An 18,545-nucleotide genomic window follows, 5' to 3' on the forward strand; every position below is an offset into this window, starting at 1 on the left:
CCAGGACATTCGACGTACACCCAGCAACAATTTACCGCGTCATCGACGGATAACGAGCTTATGCCGGTTTTCTGTTCCGCTCAGCCGCACAGGCCAATTCCAAAAAATTTGATTAGATAAAATTTTTTTTAGGAATCTTTAAGTAAATGTTGTAAAATAACTAGGATTGCACCTGAAAAACCATAAATGGACTAGAAGCATTTGTTTGACAAAATCCCCTAGTTTCCGTGTAGTGGCAGCTGACCCTCATAGGGTTAACGTGGAAAGGAAGACTAAATTTTTTTTCATGTTATCATTTTGGACCCTAGCTCGTCTTGCCACGGCTTTATCTGAATACTGAAAAGGACGTAATCCATGCTCGTCAACTATGTGCGCACCGCTCTCGCTCTCAAGCTCAACGAACTGAAGTTCGACAAACGCGCCGTCACCGCGATTGAATACGCGCTGATCGCCGCCCTCATCGCCGTCGTCATCATTGGCGCTGTCACCGCGCTTGGAACTGGTGTTAAAAGCACCTTCAACACGGTCGCCGCCGAGCTCTAATCGCCAAAAGTTTCATCGCTTTTGGGTCAGGCAACGGCCGGTGGTTATGCACCGGCCGTTTTGCTGCTTGCCGCATGGTCTGGCCCATGGCTGCCTGCGGAGGCTCTCGCTGCGGTGTGCAAAAATTACATCAACATTGAGGTAAAATTACCTGAAGTGAAAGAATGTTTGACAAAATGCCCTAAATTCCGTGTATTATGGAACAACTATAATTGATCGGCGCAGCCAAGTAGAACTTGCCTGGCCTGTGTTTATCGTAACGAGTTTGGCGTTTTCCGGCTGTGTTTTGGGAGATGAGGCACTAGAGAAATTTTTAAAGTTTATCGCTTATCTGTTTGAAAGCTTTTTTAAGCCAAACGCAATTCATGGCTTGTCCGGCTTAGCTGCTTGAATGCCTGTTGAATGGGCGGTGGTATGAAAGTTTTAACCCTTGTGGCTCGTTCATGCCGGTTGCTTGGCGGCGCGGTGGCGGTGAAACAAGGCCCGGTAAAAGGAATTTCGTGGGTATGCGGCGTTTTGTAGGGGCGGCATCATGTTAACGGCGGTTCTGTCTTCCGGGGCGGCCCTCCTGCTTGTGTACGCGGCATTGCATGACCTTGCAGCCCGCACCGTTCCCAATTGGCTGCCCCTTGTTTTGCTGGTTTTCGGCCTGTGCGCGCGGGTAGCGGATCATAACCTTTTCAGCGGGCTGGCTGTTGCCGCTGCGGCCTTTTCCGTGCTGTTCATTGTCTGGCTGCTGGGCGCCATGGGCGGCGGGGATGTAAAGCTTTGGGCCGCCACTGTGCTGCTTATTCCACCTCTGCTGCAGCCAGAGCTCGCCTTTTTTCTCCATGTTTTCATTTTTGGCGGCATTCTGGCGGTAGTTTATCTGGCGCTTGGTTTTGTCGTCCACAAGCCGCGGGGCCGTAAGGCCGGCGGTCTGGTTTGGCGGCTGCTGCGGGCGGAGGCCTGGCGGATTAGCCGGCGCGCGCCCCTGCCTTATGCCTGCGCCATTGCCGGCGGTGCCATCGCAACCCTTTTGCCTCTTTCTTTTCAGCGTTAGGTAGAACATGATTTTTCGTCTCGGCGTATTCGGGGTTCTGGTCGCAGCGCTGATCGCGGTCGCGCTCTTCGGTTTCTCCATTCTCAAGCAGTCGAAGCAGCAGCAAGTTGTGGCGCCGCCGGCGACTGAGCAAATCCTGGTCGCCTCCGCGCAGTTGCAGGGGGGCAGTCTTTTGCAGCCGGCGGACATTACCGCCGGCGCTGTGGCGGCCGGCAGTGCGCCGGCCGGGTCTGAGCAGGATACGCCGCAGAATCGTTCGGCGCTGATCGGCGCGATGATCCGCACCTCTCTCACCCCCGGTTCGCCCATTCTGGATTCGGAGGTCATTCGTCCTGGCGACCACGGCTTTCTTGCCGCGGTGCTCATGCCCGGGATGCGGGCTGTCACCGTCGGCGTGGACAATATCTCCGGCGCGAACGGGTTAATCTGGCCGGGTGATAATGTGGATGTGCTGCTCACCCAGACGATCAGCGGCGCCCCCAGCGATAAGAGCATCGCCGCCGAGGTTGTGCTCAGCGATGTCCGTGTCATCGCAACGGGAGCCGAGCTGGTGAAAACCGCCGAAAACTCCCCGAACGGCACGCCCCCGGCGCAGACCGTCACCCTGGAAGTCACCCAGGATCAGGCCGCCCGTATCCTGGTGGCCACCAATCTCGGAAAACTTTCGCTCATCGTGCATTCTTCCCAGGCCCGCGCGGGCGCCGTGCAGGTCAACGCGCAGGCGCCGCAGCCTGTCTGGGCGGGAGACGTCTCCCCGGCTCTGGCCAACCAGCATCCTTCCGTGCCGCAGGTTTCAACCGTCAAGGTATTTCAGGGCACCCCCAACGAACAGGATTACAGCTTCTGATGACCGCCCCATCAAAACGCGGATATTTCCCGCTTGTTCTCGCCGCTGCATTTGGCTGCGTTCCTGTCCTGGCGCTGGCGCAGGAACAGCCTCAACCGCTTGACGGTTCAGCCTCCGCCGGCGTTTCGCCGCCGGTTGTCGCCACGGGCCCGGCCTTCTTCGGCGGCATTTCCGTTGCCAAGGGCAGCGGCGAGCTGGTCAAGCTGCCGCATCCGGTCGCGAACATCTTCGCCGCGGACCCCAGTATCATCGAGGTGCGGCCAGCCAGCCCTAACACCATGTTTGTGTTCGGCAAAAGCATGGGCGAGACGACCATCGTCACGACCGACTCGGCCGGCAACACCATTGCCCAATATTCAGTCTCGGTCCGTCCATCGTCCTTCGTGAATGACCGTCTGCGCTCCCAGGCCAGAAAGTCCGCCCCCGGCAACAGCGTCACGGCTGAGGCCGAGCCTGGCGGCGTGGTCGTGCGCGGCACGGTGCGCACGCCAGAGCAGGCGGCCAATGTCATCGAACAGGCGAAGCTGATCTCCCCCACCGGCACGGTGGTTAATAATCTGCAGGTGCAGGAGCCGATCCAGGTCGAGCTGAAGGTCCGCATCGCCTCCATGTCGCGCAACATCACGCGTGAACTCGGGATCAACTGGAGCGCGGTTGCAACCAAAGGCTTCAATATCGGCAAATTCGCGCTCACCGGCTCAACAGCCTCTGCCGCTGCCTCGCTTTCCACCGCCACCCAGGGCGGGGTAGGCGTCACCTTCCCCGGCGGGAATTTCTCAGGCATCATCGACGCTCTGGCCACCGACAATTTGGCGCATATCCTGGCCGAGCCAACTTTAACAACGTTGAGCGGCACGCAGGCCAGTTTCCAGGTCGGCGGACAATTTCCCATCCCGGTCAGCTCAGGAAACGGTGTGGTAACGGTCAGTTTCAAGAATTACGGCGTTCTGCTCACCTTCGTCCCGACGGTGTTGTCCGATGGCCGGATCTCGCTGCAGGTGGCGCCGCAGCTCAGCGAGCTGAACTCAGCCAATTCATCGAGTGTTTCGACCGGCGCCACAGGCGGCCAGGTGTTCAACGTGCCCTCGCTCAATGTCACCGCGGCCTCCAGTACCGTCATTTTGGGCAGCGGCCAGGGCATGGCCATCGCCGGATTGCTGGAGGATCAGTCCAACCAGGTCGATAACGGCGTGCCGGGGCTGAGCGAAATCCCGATCGTCGGCGCCCTCTTCCGGGGCGATGCCTTTCAGCGCCAGCAGCAGGAAGTTGTGATCACGGTCACCCCCTATCTGGTCAACCCGGTCAACAACCCCGGCGCCCTGGCATCACCCGATGATGGCTGGACGCCGCCGAACGATCTGCAGCGTATCCTGCTGCTGCGCGATAACGGCACCAACACAGCCAGCACCACCATTCCAGGCGATGCCGGGTTCATTGTTCAGTGAAAGGATCATTCCCCTTGCGCTCGCTGGCTTTTTTCTCATTTTGCGTAATGCTGCTCAGCCTGAGCGGCTGTGTGCTGGATCCATATCAGCGGCAGGGAACCTGGTCGGCGACAGGCGCCAGCAGGGAGGATATTGCCCAGCAGGTGGCCGATCCGGCGGATCTGATCAGCGGCAAGTCGGAGCCGTATTCCAATGGGGTGGCCGCTGCCGCCGGTGTTGACAAGGCGCTCGGCGCCAACGGCGCGGGCACGGCGGCAGGTCTGCAGACGCCGGTCAACCCGACCTCCGTTTTCACCAGCACGACGGTGGGTAACTAAAAATGCCTGACTTCACGGCAAAATTTTCTAACTTGAGGACGGCTGCATGAACCAACAAGGTCCACGCGCAACCAGCCCGGACGGCGGGATGAGCAATCGGCCAGACCGTCTGACCGTGCTCGCATTTCTGGGAGATCCGGCAACCGAACAAGTGTTGCGTGATGGCTTGGGCGACCAGGTTGCCAACGGCATGGACATACGGCGCGGCACGATCCGCACCGCCATCGCCGCGATGGCCAAGCTACAGACCCCGGAAGTGCTGATTGTTGATATCGCCGGCGAGGAGCAGCCGCTGCACGCGCTGGGCGAACTCTCCGACGTGGTGGAGCCCGGCGTGCGCGTGCTGGTCATCGGCGATACCGATGATGTCGATTTCTACCGCCATATCACCCGCGGCATGGGGGTGATGGAGTACATCTTCAAACCCATCACGCGTGAGGCTGTGGCACGGTATTTCGCGCCGCTGGTCACCCGCAAAACCGTTGGCCAGGACGCCACCCGCGGCGGGCGCGTTATCGCTGTCATGGGTGCTCGCGGCGGCGTGGGCAGCACCACCATCGCCGGCAATCTCGCCTGGCTGCTGGGGGTCATCGCCAAGCGGCACACGGTATTCCTGGAGTCAGATCTGCACATGGGTTCGGGCGCGCTGCTGCTGGGCGCCAAAACCGGCCCCGGCCTGCGCATGGCGCTGGAAACGCCGGACCGTATCGACCCGCTGTTCGTCGAGCGCGCGGCCCAGCCGGTGGCGGAGCGCCTGCAGGTTCTCGCCTCGGAAGAGAAACTCAACGATCCGCTGAGCTATGCCCCAGGCGCCGCACGCCGGTTGATCGAAACGCTGCGTGTCCGTTATAATTTCATCATCCTGGACGTGCCGTTTCTGCCCATGCCGTGCAACCGGGAACTCATCGAATATGCCCACCACCGCGTGATCGTCATGGACCCATCGCTGGCCAGCGTGCGCGACACATTGCGCCTGCTCGGCCTGCCCAACGGGCCGTGGCAGCCGCAAAGCCCCACCATTGTGCTCAACCGCCAGGGGCGTCCCGGCGGTCTCACCCGCAAGCAGATCGAGGATGCGCTCAAGGTGAAGATCGATGTCGTGATCCCCGACATCCCCAAGCAGCTGAACGAGAGCGCCAGCTTCGGCGACCCGGCGGTGGCAAGCTCCGGCCCGTTCCGCCAGGCGATCATAGATCTCTCGCGTGAAATCGGTTTCGTCGGTGGCCGGGAGGATGGCGGAGCCGTGGGCTCCGCCGCATCCGGCGGGGTAACGGGGCTGTTCAAAATGTTCGGTCTGCAAAAAGGTTAAGACGATGACTGACGGCAATATCCCTGTTTTCGGGCGGCGCCGGAACGAGCAACCGGTTCCTCCACCTGCTGTGCAGGTGTTTTCCTCCGCACCTCAGAGTATTCCAGCACTCCCGGTCTCCGCGCGCACAACCGCCGATGCGGCGGCCAGCGCCACCATCGCCGCCGCCGCCGCGCATGCCGCGGCCATCACCACCCGGGCGGATATTGCCGAACTGCGCGCGCTTTGCCTCGCCCGTATGGATGCCACCGCCGTCGCCAGCCTGCATCCTGATCGTCTGCTCATCGAGGTGGAACGGCTGATCTCCGATCTGGCAACCGAAAAGCGTGTTCAGCTGAATGGCCGCGAGCAGCGCAGCCTGGCGACCGAGCTGGTTGACGACATGCTGGGCCTCGGCCCGCTGGAGCCGCTGCTGCTGGATGATACGATCAACGACATCATGGTCAACGGCCCGGACCACACGTTTGTGGAGCGCGGCGGCAAGTTGATCCAGGTGCCGGTGCGCTTTCGCGACTGGACTCACCTCACCAACGTCTGCCAGCGCATCGCCGCCTCCGTTGGCCGACGTGTCGATGAAGCAAGCCCGATGTGCGATGCACGCTTGAAGGACGGCTCACGCGTCAACATCATCCTCCCGCCGCTGGCGATTGACGGCCCCTCGCTCTCCATCCGTAAATTCTCTAAGAAACCGATCGATTTTGACAAGCTGATCCAATACGGCTCGCTCACGCCGCCGATCGCGCGCATTCTGGAAATCGCGGCCCGCACAAGGCTGAATATCATCGTCTCCGGCGGCACCGGCTCGGGCAAGACCACGATGATGAACGCGATGAGCCGCTTCATCGACCCTGCCGAGCGTGTCGTCACGGTGGAAGACGCCGCCGAGCTGCAACTGCAGCAGCCGCATGTGGTGCGCCTGGAAACCCGCCCGGCCAGCCTGGAGGGCAAGGGCGAGGTCAACGCCCGCGATCTCGTGCGTAACGCGCTGCGTATGCGGCCGGACCGCATCATCATCGGTGAGGTCCGCGGCGCCGAGGCGTTTGACATGTTGCAGGCCATGAACACCGGCCATGATGGCTCGATGTCCACCATTCACGCCAACAACACGCGCGATGCGCTGGCGCGTATCGAGAACATGGTCCAGATGTCGAGCATGGGCCTCTCGCCGAAGGCCATCCGCACGCAGGTGGTCGCCGCGGTGAATATCATCGTGCAGGTGGAGCGCCAGCGCGACGGCGGCCGGCGCGTCACCCAGGTCACTGAAATCGCGGGCATTGAAGGTGAGACCCAGTTGCTGAACGACATCTTCAAGTTTGAAGTCACGGGCGAGACAGCCACCGGGAAGCTGACCGGCCGCTACGAGGTAAGCCGCATCCGTTCGGCCTTTCATGAACGGCTGCAATATTTCGGTCTCGACCGTTCATGGATGGCCGCGTTGGATGACATCGGATGATCGTTAACGAACTCATCTTCCTCTTCGCGGTCATCCTCGTCCTGCTGGTTGTGGCCGGAGGTCTGCTCATCTCCATCCTGCGCAGCTATGACAGGCAGCAAAAGCTCAAACTGCGCATGCAGGATGTCATCGCGCCGGGGGACCGCCCGCTCAAACCCGTGGCGGAAGAGATCTCGCTCACCCACAAGGTCTCGAAAACCCAGGAATTCAAGGAAAAAGCCGCCGGATTTATCGGCGTCGATCTGCGCCAGGCGGAAACCTACCCGATCAAATGGTGGCTGGTTCCACCGCTCACCCTGGCCCTTACCATGGTCGTCGTGGCGATGGCCGTGCATCCCCTGGGCGATTACAAAATTCTCGTTTTCCTGCTTATCTATGTCTGTTCGCCGTTCATCTGGCTGCTGCTAACGAAATTCGTCTTCAACTGGTTCACCAACCGGCGGAACGCCAAGCTGCTGGAGCAATTTCCTGATGCGCTCAGCACCATCGTCCGTTGCGTGCGCGTCGGCATTCCCATGGGTGAAGCCCTGCGCACGGTCGCACGTGACGCGCAGGAACCGACCAAGACCGAGTTTGACATTCTGGCGGACAAAGTCTCCATCGGCATCCCGCTGGATGTCGCCTTGCGGGAGTTGTCGCAGCGCATCAAGCTCACCGAGTACCAGTTTTTTGCAACGGCGCTCACACTCCAGGCTCGCTCCGGCGGCGGCATCACGCAGACGCTGGAAACCCTGGCCGATGTCATCCGCAAGCGCGTCGGGCTGAAGGCGCGCGGCTATGCCCTTACCGCGGAGGCCCGCACCAGCGCGCTGATCCTCTCGGTTTTGCCGTTCATCGCCGGCACCGCGATTTTCGTGATGCAGGGGCAGTATATTACCATGCTGTTCACCACGAAAAGCGGTGAATCCGTACTGGGCATCGCCATCCTGCTGATGATGATCGGCATGGGGACCATTCAGTACATGATCAGCAACGTTCTGAAGTAGCCAGGTATCATGTCCCAAACCTATATCTTCCTGGCAGTCGTTTTCCTGTTCCTTCTCGTGGTGGCGGCAGGCTTCTACCTCGTCAACGAGCTGGCGCGCTCCGGGCGTCTCGCCAGCCGTATCGAGTTCGTCAAATCCGGCGGCCAGGTGCAACAACCAACCATACCCCGGCCAGACGGCGCCCTGCTCCTGCGGCTGCTCTCCGCCTTCGGGATGCGGATCGCGCGTAGTGGCCTGCTTTCGGGCAAAACCCTGGCCGAGATGACCGCGACTCTGGAAGGCGCCGGGTTCCGCGGCGGCCGCGGGCTGGGTCTGTTCATCGGCGCCAAAATTCTGCTGGGCCTGCTTCTGCCGGTCATCGCCTTTTTCGCCTTTCGCAATTTCGGCAGCGGCATGTTGTGGCTGGTGGTCAAACTCGGCGGCGCCGCCATTTTTGGCCTGCTTCTGCCGGAGACCATCGCCACCAACATCCGCAAAAGGCATCTGGTGCAGGTTGAAGCCGGCGTTGCTGATGCGCTGGACATGATGGTGATCTGTGCCGATGCCGGTCTCGCCCTGGAAGCCGGGCTGGCGCGTGTGGCGCAGGAGATGGAGGGGCTTAATTCCGCCCTCTCGAAAGAGCTGACGCAGACATCGCGCGAACTTCAGATCGGTTCGGACATGCGCATGGCGATGGAATCGCTCGGTCAGCGCACCGGGCTGGATCCGTTGAAGCGGCTGTCCACCACGTTGATCCAATCCCTGCATTACGGCACCCCGCTCACCCAGGCGCTACGCACTCTCTCGGGAGAATTGCGCCAGGAGGCCCTCGTCAAGTTCGAGGAGCGTGCCGGCCGCCTGCCGACCCTGATGACCATTCCGATGATTCTTTTCATCCTGCCCTGCGTCTTCCTGATCGTGGCTGGGCCGGCGATCATCAATGTCTTGGCCACCCTCCATGGACAAAAGTAGAGTAAACCATGAAAAATTTTAAGCGCGCCGCATTTTCCGAGATAGCCAGGTTCAACCGCGACGCCCTGAAACGCTCAGGCGCCTTCTTGCTGGTGCCGGTTCTGCTGCTGGCGTCCTGTGCGCAGCAAAGCCCCGCCAATAACGCCGCCGCCGCCGCCCAGATCGGTACGAATACCCTGAATGTCGCCGATGCCGCGATTGCCGGCGGCGATCCGAGCATGGCGCTCTCCGTCAGCCAGTCCATCCTCTCAAGCGACCCCGGCAATGTCCAGGCGCTTGAGCATGAGGGCGACGCCTATTACGCGCTCAACCGCTGTCCCGCCGCCATCGCTGCCTATCAGCTTGCGCTCAAGCGCGACCCCACGGCAAGCGCGGCGGAGACCGGGCAGGGGCGTTGCCTGCTCAAAACGGACCCGCGCGCAGCCGAACAGGCCTTCATGCGTGCCATCCAGGATGATCCCGGCAACGCCAACGCCTTGAACGACCTTGGCATCGCGCGTGATTTGCAGGGTAATTTCGCAGGCGCGGTAGACCCTTACCAGAAAGCGCTGCTGGCCGACCCAAGCCTTACCGCCGTCGAGGTGAATCTCGGCCTGTCGCTGGCTCTTTCTGGCAACGGCCCGGAGGCCCTGCAGTATCTTGGCCCGCTCGCCACCAGCCAGCAGGCCACGCCGAAAATCCGGCAGGATTATGCCGCGGCTCTGGTCGCCACGGGGCGGGTGTCCGAAGCCAGGCAAGTGCTGGCGGTTGACCTCCCGCCAGACCAGGTGAACAGGGCCATTGAGGGCTTCACCAACCTGATCCAGCAGTCGCAATCCGTACCGCCGCCCGCTCCGCCGCCGCCCACTGTGCAGCGCGTACCCGCGCCGGCCCCGATTTCGGCAACGCCGTTGCCGCAGTCCGCCAACATCCCCGTAGCCCTGCCGGCCCCGCTGGCCGCCGCCGCGCCGCCGCCTTCGTCCATTGTGGCGCAGATTCACCCCATCTCGTCGCCAACCCCCACCCCCGCGCCAACACCCGTACAGGCCGCAACCGGCGCCATGGCATCCACCGCCGTGGTGCAACTGGGCGCTCTCAATTCCCGAAATGACGCGCACCGCGCCTGGGTGCATCTGGCCAACTCCTCCCCGGCGCTTTTTAACGGCCGCTCCCCGCAGATAACCCCCGTTACGCTTGGCAGCAAAACCTTCTACCGCCTGCGTGTCGGCGGTTTCCAGAGCAAGGTCGCCGCCGCGCATTTCTGCAACGAGCTTCAGGCCGCCGGTCATCGCTGCACCCCGGCGGATTTTTGAATTTCGCTCCCCCGCTGGTCTCAGCGGGGGATTTTCAAACCAAGGTTAAATAACCGCGCGCAGCCGCGCCAGGCTTTCTTGCGCGCCCAAAGCTTCAAGGGTCGCGTCTATTCCCGGGCTCATCGTGCTGCCGGTCAGCGCCGCGCGTAATGGCTGCGCCACTTGGCCGAGCTTGCGCCCCTCCGTCTCGGCAAAGCCGCGCAGCGCCGCATCCACGCCGGCGGCGGAAAAATCCGTCGCCGCCAGCACCGGCACCAGCCGCCCCAGCATCGCCTTCGCCTCCTCGGTCAGCAGCGCCAGAGCCTTCGGCTCGAAGGGCAGGGGCACGCCGCGCGCCAGAAATGCCGCCGACACGGCCAGATCCGCTAAATTTTTCGCGCGTTCCTTCAACCCCGGCATAAGGCGCAGAATCCGCTCCATCGCCGCCGCATCCACCACAATCCCGGCCTTGGCCAGCCGCATCACCACGTCCTCGCGCAACCGCGCATCATCCGCCCCGCGCAGCCACACCCCGTTCAAATGGGTCAGCTTGGCGTAATCCATCCGGCTTGCGGCCCGGCCCACGCCTTCCAGCGTGAACAGCTCCACCTGTTCGGCGCGCGTCAAAAACTCCGCATCGCCATGCCCCCAGCCCAGCCGCAGCAGATAGTTGCACAAAGCCTCGGGCAGAAACCCTTCCTCGCGGAATTCCAGAATGCTCACCGCGCCGTGACGCTTGGAAAGCTTGGCCCCGTCCGCGCCATGGATCAACGGAATATGCGCGAATTGCGGTTTTTCCCAGCCCATGGCGTCATAAATCTGAATCTGGCGGAACGTGTTGGTGAGGTGATCATCGCCGCGGATGACATGGGTGATATCCATGTCATGGTCATCCACCACCACCGCGTGCAAATAGGTCGGCGTGCCGTCGGAGCGCAGAATGATCATGTCATCCATCTCCGCGTTTTGCACTTTCACCGTGCCCTGCACGAGATCCTGCAATACCACCTCGCCCTCGCGCGGGGCCTTCAGCCGTATCGCGGGCTTCACCCCGGTGGGCGCCTCCGCCGGGTCGCGGTCGCGCCAGCGCCCGTCATAGCGCGGCGGGCGCTTCCCGGCCGCCGCCTGCTCGCGCATCGCCTGTAACTCCTCGGCGGTGCAATAGCATTTATACGCGCGCCCCTGCGCCAGAAGTTCCAGCGCCACCTCCACATGCCGCGCCTCGCGGGTGGATTGATACACCGGCGGCGCATCCGCATTCAGGCCCAGCCATTCCAGCCCGTCCAGAATCACCTGCACCGCTTCCTGGGTGGAGCGCGCCTTATCGGTATCCTCGATACGCAGCAGAAACTCGCCGCCATGATGCCGGGCGAACAGGTAGTTGAACAACGCCGTCCGGGCGCCGCCGATATGCAGCAGGCCGGTGGGGGAGGGAGCAAAACGGGTACGGATTTTCATGCCCAGCGTTTAGCATTCTTGCGCCGCATTGTGCCAGACGGGGCAACCGCTTAACGTCGCCCAACAACTGGAGGTTGCCGGTGCGCGACGCATTCGCCAAATGGGCCGAGGCCGAGCGGGGCCGGTTTTCATTGCTGCTGCCTGTTGCCATGGGCGCGGCAATCCTGGCCTATTTCGCGCTGCCCGCCGAGCCGCCGCTCTGGCTTGGTGCAACATTCCTCGCCCTCAGCCTTGCCGTGCTCGCCGCCGGCTGGCGCCACCCGTATTGGCGTTTTGCCGCCGCTTTGGCCCTGGCCGCCTCGCTCGGCTTCGCCCGCGCTGAGTGGCGCACCGCCGCCCAACCCCTGCTCACGGTCATCCCATCCGGCCCCATCGGCCTTTCGGGCACCATTGCGCGGATAGACCTTCTCCCCGGCGCGCGCCGCCTCACCCTGGCGCATCCCAGCCTGGACGGCGCCGCCCCGCTCCCCCGCGCCATCCGCCTGCGCCTGCGCGGCGCGGATGCCACGCCGCTGCGCGTGGGCGAGGCGGTGCGCGCCTACGCCATGCTCTTCCCGCCGGACCGCCCGGCCTACCCCGGCGGCTGGGACCAGGGGCGCCAGGATTTCTTCGCCGGTCTCGCTGCCTCCGGCTTCGCGCTTGGCGATGTCAGCATCACCGCACCGGCCCCGCCCGACGCCCCCGCCACCTGGCTGCAAAACCTGCGCGCGGGCATCGCCTCGCGTATCCTCAGGGTGCTGCCGGTCTCCACCGGGTCCATCGCCGTCACCCTGCTCACGGGTGATGAACAAGCCATCCCCGCCGCCGAGCGCAATCATTTCATCGCCGCCGGGCTGGCGCATATCCTCGCGGTGGCGGGGCTGCATGCCGGCATCGTCATGGGTTTGTTTTTTACCACCACCCGCTTTCTGCTCACGCGGCACGAGTCTCTGGCCCTGCGCCTGCCGGTCAAACCCCTCGCCGCAGCCGCCGCGCTGCTCGGCGGGGCGGCTTATGCGGTGCTCACCGGCGCGCATCTGCCAATCCTGCGCAGCCTCGCCATGGCCTCGCTGGTCACATTTGGCGTCATCATGGGGCGGCGCGCGATCTCCTTGCGCGGCCTTGCCATCGCCGCCACGCTCATCATGCTCGCCACGCCCGAAGCCGTGCTGGGTGTCAGCTTCCAGATGAGCTTCTCCGCCGTGCTGGCGCTCATCGCCGGGTTTGCCGCAGTCCAGCATGCCATGGCGCGTTTCCACGCCGCCAGGTCGCGCGCCGCAAGCCTCGCCCTGCACGGCGCGGCGCTGGCCTACACCAGCCTGCTGGCGGGCGGCGCCTCCATGCCCTTTGCCGCCTACCAGTTCCAGCAGGCGCAACCTTACTGGATTCCCGCCAACCTCCTCGCCGTGCCGCTCACCGCGCTGTGGATCCTTCCTTTCGGCCTGCTCGCGCTGGCGCTCATGCCGCTTGGCCTGCAAGCCCTCGCATTGCTGCCGATGGCGCGCGGCATCGCCATCATCGTCTGGGTCACCGTCCGCATCGCCGCCTGGCCCGCCGCCATGCTGCGTATCCAGCCCATGCCCAGCCTGGCCATCCTTCTCATCGCCGCCGGACTCATCTGGCTGTGCATCTGGCGCCGCGCGCCGCGTTTCGCGGGCCTGGCACTCATACTCGCGGGCCTGGCCATTTACGCCGCCGCCCGCCCGCCGGACATTCTGGTCTCCCCCGGCGCCAGACTCATCGCCATCCGCGTTGCGCCGCGCATTTTCCTGCTCAGCCGCGGCAAACCCCCGTCCTACACCCTCGCGCAATGGGCCCCGGTTTGGGCCGGCACACCGTTCACCCCGGCGCAATGCACACAAAACACCTGCCGGCTTGGCGCCGTGCTGTTTGCTCTCTCGCCCCCGCCTGGCGGCTGCGGCAATGCCCTCGTTGCCGTCTCGCCCGAGCCTCTGCACGGCGCCTGCGGCTCCACCCCGGTCATTGACCGTCTCTCCGTCTACCGCAACGGTGCCACCGCCGCCTGGATAAGCGGACACCGCCTCACCCTGCTGACAGACCGCGCGATACAAGGCGCGCGTCCCTGGGTCGCCCTCTACCCCGGCGGATGATGTCCTCTGGCTCCCCGCCTGAGCCGTTGCCTGCCCGCTGGGTGTTTGCCGCCATGTCCGCTATAATCGCGCCATGACAAACCGAATCGGAATCGCCGGCATTTCCGGCCGTATGGGCCGCCTGCTGGCCGAGGAAGCCGCCGCCGCCGCGCAGCTTACCGGCGGCACCAGCCGCTCCGGCGCCGCGCCGGGCGATGCGCCATTATACCCAGACCTCAACGCCCTCGCGGCTGAGTCGGATGTGGTGATCGACTTCACCCACGCCAGCACCGTCAGTGCCCACGCCGCCATCCTGGCCGGGGCCAAAACCCCCTGGGTGCTGGGCAGCACCGGCTATGGGGCTGAGGGCCAAGCCGCCATCGAGGCCGCGGCGCGGATTATCCCCATCATCGCCGCGCCCAATTTCTGCACCGGCGTCAACCTCCTGCTTATCCTCGCTGAAAAACTCGCAGCCACCCTGCCGCCCGCGCGCTATGACGCCGAAGTGCTGGAAATGCACCACCGGCAAAAAGTTGATGCCCCCTCCGGCACGGCCCTGGCCCTGGGGCGCGCGGTTGCCGCCGGGCGCGGGGTGAAGCTGGAAGACGTGATCGCCAGCGGCCGCCACGGCCACACCGGCCCGCGCCGCGACGGCGAAATCGGCTTCGCCACACTGCGCGGCGGCCAGATCATCGGCAGCCACACCCTTTCCTTCACCGCCGGGGATGAACAGATTTCGCTCACCCACCATGCGCTGGACCGCCGGGTGTTCGCCACCGGCGCGGTGCAAGCCGCCCTCTGGCTGCAAAACCAGACGCCGGGCCTCTACACCATGCGCGATTTCCTCGCTCTCTAGTTGTTGTTAACCCAGGCCGGGTATTGACCCCGGCAATCAGATAAGTCATCCGAGCCGCCTCGAATAAGGGATATTTGTGCATGCGCGATAAAGGCGAATTTCTGTTCACTTCCGAGTCCGTCTCGGAAGGTCACCCGGATAAGGTTGCGGACCGGATTTCCGATACCGTGGTTGACGCCTATCTGGCGGCCGACCCCTACGCGCGCGTTGCGTGCGAAACCCTGGTCACCACCAACCGCATCGTCCTGGCCGGCGAGGTCCGCGGCCCCGAGACCATCACAAAGGAACATCTGGCGCATCTCGCCCGCATGGCGGTGCATGACATCGGCTATGACCAGGAAGGCTTCTCCTGGAAGAACGCCTCGGTTGATGTTCATTTGCACGCCCAGTCGGCTGACATCGCCGTGGGTGTCGATGCCGATGGCAGCAAGGACGAAGGCGCCGGCGACCAGGGCATCATGTTCGGCTACGCCTGCACCGAGACCGAAGCGCTGATGCCCGCGCCCATCTACTACTCCCACCTCATCCTGCGCCGTATCTCAGACCTGCGCCGAGCCGGCGACGCCCGCGCCAAGGGCCTCCAGCCCGACGCCAAAAGCCAGGTGACGCTGAAATACATTGACGGCAAGCCCGTCACCGCCACCTCCGTCGTTGTCTCCATCCAGCACGATCCAGATGTCACGCTGGCCCGCGTGCGCGAGATGCTCACCCCGATCGTCAACGACGCTCTGCCCCCCGGCTGGATGCCCACCGAGTCCGAATTTTACGTTAACCCCACCGGTATCTTCGTCATCGGCGGGCCGGATGGCGATTGCGGCCTGACCGGGCGCAAGATCATCGTGGACACCTACGGCGGTGCCGCCCCCCATGGCGGCGGCGCGTTCTCGGGCAAAGACCCCACGAAGGTTGACCGCTCCGCCGCCTATGTCTGCCGCTACCTCGCCAAAAACGTGGTCGCCGCCGGGCTGGCGGACCGCTGCACCCTGCAACTCTCCTATGCCATCGGCGTCTCGCAGCCGCTCTCGCTATATGTCGAGCTGCACGGCACCGGCCGCGATGTCGATGAGGTCAAGCTCGAAAAAACCCTACGCGAGTTGGTCAACCTCACCCCGCGCGGCATCCGCGAGCACCTCCAGCTCAACCGGCCGATTTACGCCCCCACCTCCGCCTTCGGCCATTTCGGCCGCACGCCGGATGCGGACCTTGGCACCTTCACCTGGGAAAAGACCGATCTGGTCCCCGCCCTGAAGTCTGCTTTTGGCCGCTGAAACCCTGCCACCGCGAGCGAAGCACGCTAACCCGTCTTCGCTCGCAGAGGTGAGCGTGAAACCACCGCCTGACCGTCTTTACGGCCGGATCAAGGGCAAAAAACTCCGCCCGCGCCAGGAATTTCTGCTGGCCGAATTTCTGCCCCGGCTTTCGTGGCCGCAAATCCCCTTCGGCAGCACCGTGCGTGAAATCTGGCTCGAAGTCGGCTTTGGTGGCGGCGAGCACGCCTACGCCCTGGCCCAGGCCAACCCCGATACCGGCCTCATCGCCGCTGAAGTCTTCGAGACCGGCATCTGCTCGCTGCTCTCGCGCCTCGCGCCGGAGGATGCCGCGGTGCCCGAAGTCCCCGCCAACCTGCGCCTCTTCACCGATGACGCCCGCCCCCTCCTGCGCGGCATGGCTGATTCCTCGCTGGGCAAGCTTTTCCTGATGTTCCCTGATCCCTGGCCCAAGGCCCGCCACGCCAAACGCCGCTTCGTCCATCCCGAACTTCTGGCTGAGGCCGGCCGCGTCCTCAAACCCGGCGGCGAGTGGCGCATCGCCTCGGATGATCCCACCTACCAAGCCTGGACCGATGAAGTCCTGGCCGCCCAAACCGCTTTTGTTGTCACCCGCGCCACCACCCGGCCGCAAGGCTGGCCACCGACCCGCTACGAGGCCAAAGCCATTCTCGCCGGCCGCCAGCCGGTCTACTGGTCATTGCTAAAACGATAATCGTTGTTTTATCGCACCAAACCCGCACAAATTGGGGTGCAAGTAAAAAATTAAGTTTTGTAATCAAATAGTTGTAGAGCGATCTTCACAATCGCTCCACGTGGAGCGCGCCTATTCCACGGTCACCGACTTCGCCAGATTGCGCGGCTGGTCCACATCCGTGCCCTTCATCACCGCGACATGATACGCCAGCATCTGCACCGGAATCGCATATAAAATTGGCGCCGCGAACGGGTCGATCTCCGGCAAAATCAGCGTCTCCGCGGCAATCCCCTGCAACTTCGCAGCCCCCGCGGCGTCGGAGAATACAATAACCTGCCCCCCCCGCGCCGCGACCTACTGCAGGTTTGAAGCCGTTTTCTCGAACAACGGCCCGGAGGGACAAATCGCGATCACCGGCACCGATTTGTCGATCAGCGCGATCGGCCCATGCTTCAACTCACCGGCGGCATAGCCCTCCGCGTGAATATAGCTGGTCTCTTTCAGTTTCAGCGCCCCTTCGAGCGCTATGGGGAAACACGCCCCCCGGCCCAGATACAATACATCCGCCGCCTCGGCGATCCGGGGCGCCAAACGCCTGATCTGCGCCTCATTCGCCAGAATCTCCGCCGCCTTCGCGGGAATTTCCAGCAGCGCATCGCACAGCCGGGCAATCTCGGCATCGGCCAGGCTGCCGCGCGCGCGCGCCACCGCGAGCGCGAACACCGCCATCACGGTCAATTGCGCCGTGAACGCCTTGGTGCTGGCAACCCCGATTTCCGGCCCGGCCATGGTCTCCAGCATGGCATCGGACTCCCGCGCCATGGTGCTCTCCGGTACGTTGAGAATGGTCAGGATTTTCTGCCCCTCGGCGCGCATATAGCGCAACGCCGCCAGCGTATCCGCCGTCTCGCCGGACTGGCTGACCAGCAATCCCAGCCCGCCTTCAGGCAACGGCGGCGCACGGTAGCGGAACTCTGACGCCACATCGGCATCCATCGGCAGCCGGCTCAGGCTCTCCAGCCAGAACTTGCCGGTCAGCCCCGCGTAATACGCTGAGCCGCAGGCGCTGAAGGTGATGCGCGGCACGCCGGCCAGATCAAAGGGCAGGGGTGGCAGCACCGGCATGCGGGTGGCGGCGTCGATCATCCGGTGCAGCACGTCGCCGATCACCACCGGGTGCTCGTGCAACTCTTTTTCCATGAAATGCCGGAAATTTCCCTTGCCGATGGCAGCCCCTGTCAGGTTGGTGAGCTTCTTCTCCCGGGTGATCTCCTGGCCGTAGGCATCAAAAAACACGGCATTTTCGCGCGTCACCACCACCCAGTCGCCATCTTCGAGATACGCGATCTGGCGCGTCAGCGGCGCCAGGGCCAGCGCGTCGGACCCCAGATACATCTCCTGCGCCCCGTAGCCCACCGCCAGCGGCGCGCCGCGCTGCGCGCCGATGATCAGCTCAGGATGTCCGGCGAAAATCAGCGCCAGCGCATACGCCCCCTCCAGCCGCGCGAACGCGGCCTTGGCTGCCTCAACGGGGCTCATCCCCTCCGCCAGCAGCAGATCCAGCAGTTGCGCGACCGTCTCGGTATCAGTCTCGGAGCAAAAAACCTGGCCCCTGGCTTCAAGTTCGGCGCGCAGCAGCAAATGGTTCTCGATGATGCCGTTATGCACCACCGCGACGCGCGCGGTGCCGTGCGGATGGGCGTTGGTCTCAGTCGGCGCGCCATGAGTCGCCCAGCGGGTGTGGCCGATGCCGGTGCATCCGGCCAGGGGCTGGCGCTCCAGCGCGGCGGCCAACTGGGCCAGCTTACCCTCGGCGCGGCGGCGCTCGATCTGTCCGTTCACAAGAGTCGCGATGCCGGCGCTGTCATATCCGCGATATTCCAGCCGGCGCAGACCATCCAGAAGCAGAGGCGCCGCCGGCGCCAGCCCCACAACACCCACGATTCCGCACATGATTCGTACCCTTAAAAGTCTCCTTCAGCCGGTAGCGTCCGCGTGTGCTCCCTGTCAAAGGCCGGAGCATCAATTCGTGT

At 63.6% G+C, this 18,545-nt stretch carries 15 protein-coding genes and 1 pseudogene; 14 read left to right on the top strand and 2 right to left on the bottom strand.

Annotated elements, in window-relative coordinates; all coding sequences use genetic code 11:
* The first annotated feature begins 354 nt into the window (after window positions 1-354).
* The 10 genes from HKL97_RS12230 to HKL97_RS12275 all read left to right on the top strand — a co-directional run bounded on the left by HKL97_RS12230 (window position 355) and on the right by HKL97_RS12275 (window position 10,185).
* Window positions 355-543, top strand: coding sequence for a Flp family type IVb pilin (locus tag HKL97_RS12230; RefSeq protein WP_291425738.1), 189 nt, complete (start codon window positions 355-357; stop codon window positions 541-543).
* 532 nt (window positions 544-1,075) lie between these two features.
* Window positions 1,076-1,585: an A24 family peptidase gene (locus tag HKL97_RS13700; RefSeq protein ID WP_363238854.1), complete on the top strand. Its 510-nt coding sequence runs from the start codon at window positions 1,076-1,078 to the stop codon at window positions 1,583-1,585.
* 7 nt (window positions 1,586-1,592) lie between these two features.
* Entirely contained in the window at window positions 1,593-2,432 is an 840-nt protein-coding gene (cpaB, locus tag HKL97_RS12240) for a Flp pilus assembly protein CpaB (protein WP_291425741.1), read from the top strand.
* The gene (locus HKL97_RS12245) at window positions 2,432-3,877 is read left to right on the top strand and encodes a type II and III secretion system protein family protein (RefSeq protein WP_291425743.1); all 1,446 of its coding nucleotides are present in this window, start codon (window positions 2,432-2,434) and stop codon (window positions 3,875-3,877) included. Before cpaB ends, HKL97_RS12245 begins: the two co-directional genes overlap by 1 nt.
* Before the next feature lie 14 nt (window positions 3,878-3,891).
* Window positions 3,892-4,194 (top strand): hypothetical protein, encoded by a 303-nt coding sequence (locus HKL97_RS12250; RefSeq protein ID WP_291425745.1) that lies wholly within the window; start codon window positions 3,892-3,894, stop codon window positions 4,192-4,194.
* Window positions 4,195-4,282: 88 nt separating this feature from the next.
* The gene (locus HKL97_RS12255; protein ID WP_291425747.1) at window positions 4,283-5,503 is read left to right on the top strand and encodes a histidine kinase; all 1,221 of its coding nucleotides are present in this window, start codon (window positions 4,283-4,285) and stop codon (window positions 5,501-5,503) included.
* 4 nt (window positions 5,504-5,507) lie between these two features.
* Window positions 5,508-6,956 (top strand): CpaF family protein, encoded by a 1,449-nt coding sequence (locus HKL97_RS12260; protein WP_291425749.1) that lies wholly within the window; start codon window positions 5,508-5,510, stop codon window positions 6,954-6,956.
* Window positions 6,953-7,942, top strand: a complete 990-nt coding sequence (locus tag HKL97_RS12265) for a type II secretion system F family protein (RefSeq protein ID WP_291425751.1) — start codon at window positions 6,953-6,955, stop codon at window positions 7,940-7,942. Before HKL97_RS12260 ends, HKL97_RS12265 begins: the two co-directional genes overlap by 4 nt.
* Before the next feature lie 9 nt (window positions 7,943-7,951).
* Complete coding sequence (locus tag HKL97_RS12270; RefSeq protein ID WP_291425753.1) at window positions 7,952-8,893, top strand: type II secretion system F family protein; 942 nt, start codon at window positions 7,952-7,954, stop codon at window positions 8,891-8,893.
* 8 nt (window positions 8,894-8,901) lie between these two features.
* Window positions 8,902-10,185, top strand: a complete 1,284-nt coding sequence (locus HKL97_RS12275; protein WP_291425755.1) for an SPOR domain-containing protein — start codon at window positions 8,902-8,904, stop codon at window positions 10,183-10,185.
* A gap of 45 nt (window positions 10,186-10,230) precedes the next feature.
* On the opposite strand, the gene gltX is transcribed toward HKL97_RS12275, so the two are convergent.
* Window positions 10,231-11,622: a glutamate--tRNA ligase gene (gene gltX / locus HKL97_RS12280; RefSeq protein ID WP_291425757.1), complete on the bottom strand. Its 1,392-nt coding sequence runs from the start codon at window positions 11,620-11,622 to the stop codon at window positions 10,231-10,233.
* 80 nt (window positions 11,623-11,702) lie between these two features.
* Here gltX and HKL97_RS12285 point away from each other — a divergent pair, with 80 nt between their 5' ends.
* From HKL97_RS12285 to HKL97_RS12300, 4 genes are all read left to right on the top strand, one after another.
* Entirely contained in the window at window positions 11,703-13,712 is a 2,010-nt protein-coding gene (locus HKL97_RS12285; protein ID WP_291425759.1) for a ComEC/Rec2 family competence protein, read from the top strand.
* Window positions 13,713-13,785: 73 nt separating this feature from the next.
* Window positions 13,786-14,547, top strand: coding sequence for a 4-hydroxy-tetrahydrodipicolinate reductase (gene dapB / locus HKL97_RS12290; RefSeq protein ID WP_291425761.1), 762 nt, complete (start codon window positions 13,786-13,788; stop codon window positions 14,545-14,547).
* A gap of 80 nt (window positions 14,548-14,627) precedes the next feature.
* Complete coding sequence (gene metK, locus HKL97_RS12295) at window positions 14,628-15,815, top strand: methionine adenosyltransferase (protein WP_291425763.1); 1,188 nt, start codon at window positions 14,628-14,630, stop codon at window positions 15,813-15,815.
* Between the two features lie 49 nt (window positions 15,816-15,864).
* Window positions 15,865-16,530, top strand: coding sequence for a tRNA (guanosine(46)-N(7))-methyltransferase TrmB (locus HKL97_RS12300; RefSeq protein WP_291425765.1), 666 nt, complete (start codon window positions 15,865-15,867; stop codon window positions 16,528-16,530).
* A gap of 111 nt (window positions 16,531-16,641) precedes the next feature.
* Here the strand turns inward: HKL97_RS12300 and glmS are convergent.
* Window positions 16,642-18,465, bottom strand: a pseudogene (gene glmS, locus HKL97_RS12305) (glutamine--fructose-6-phosphate transaminase (isomerizing)).
* Window positions 18,466-18,545 lie beyond the last annotated feature (80 nt).

It is taken from the genome of Acidocella sp. (assembly GCF_013044125.1).
GTDB lineage: Bacteria > Pseudomonadota > Alphaproteobacteria > Acetobacterales > Acetobacteraceae > Acidocella.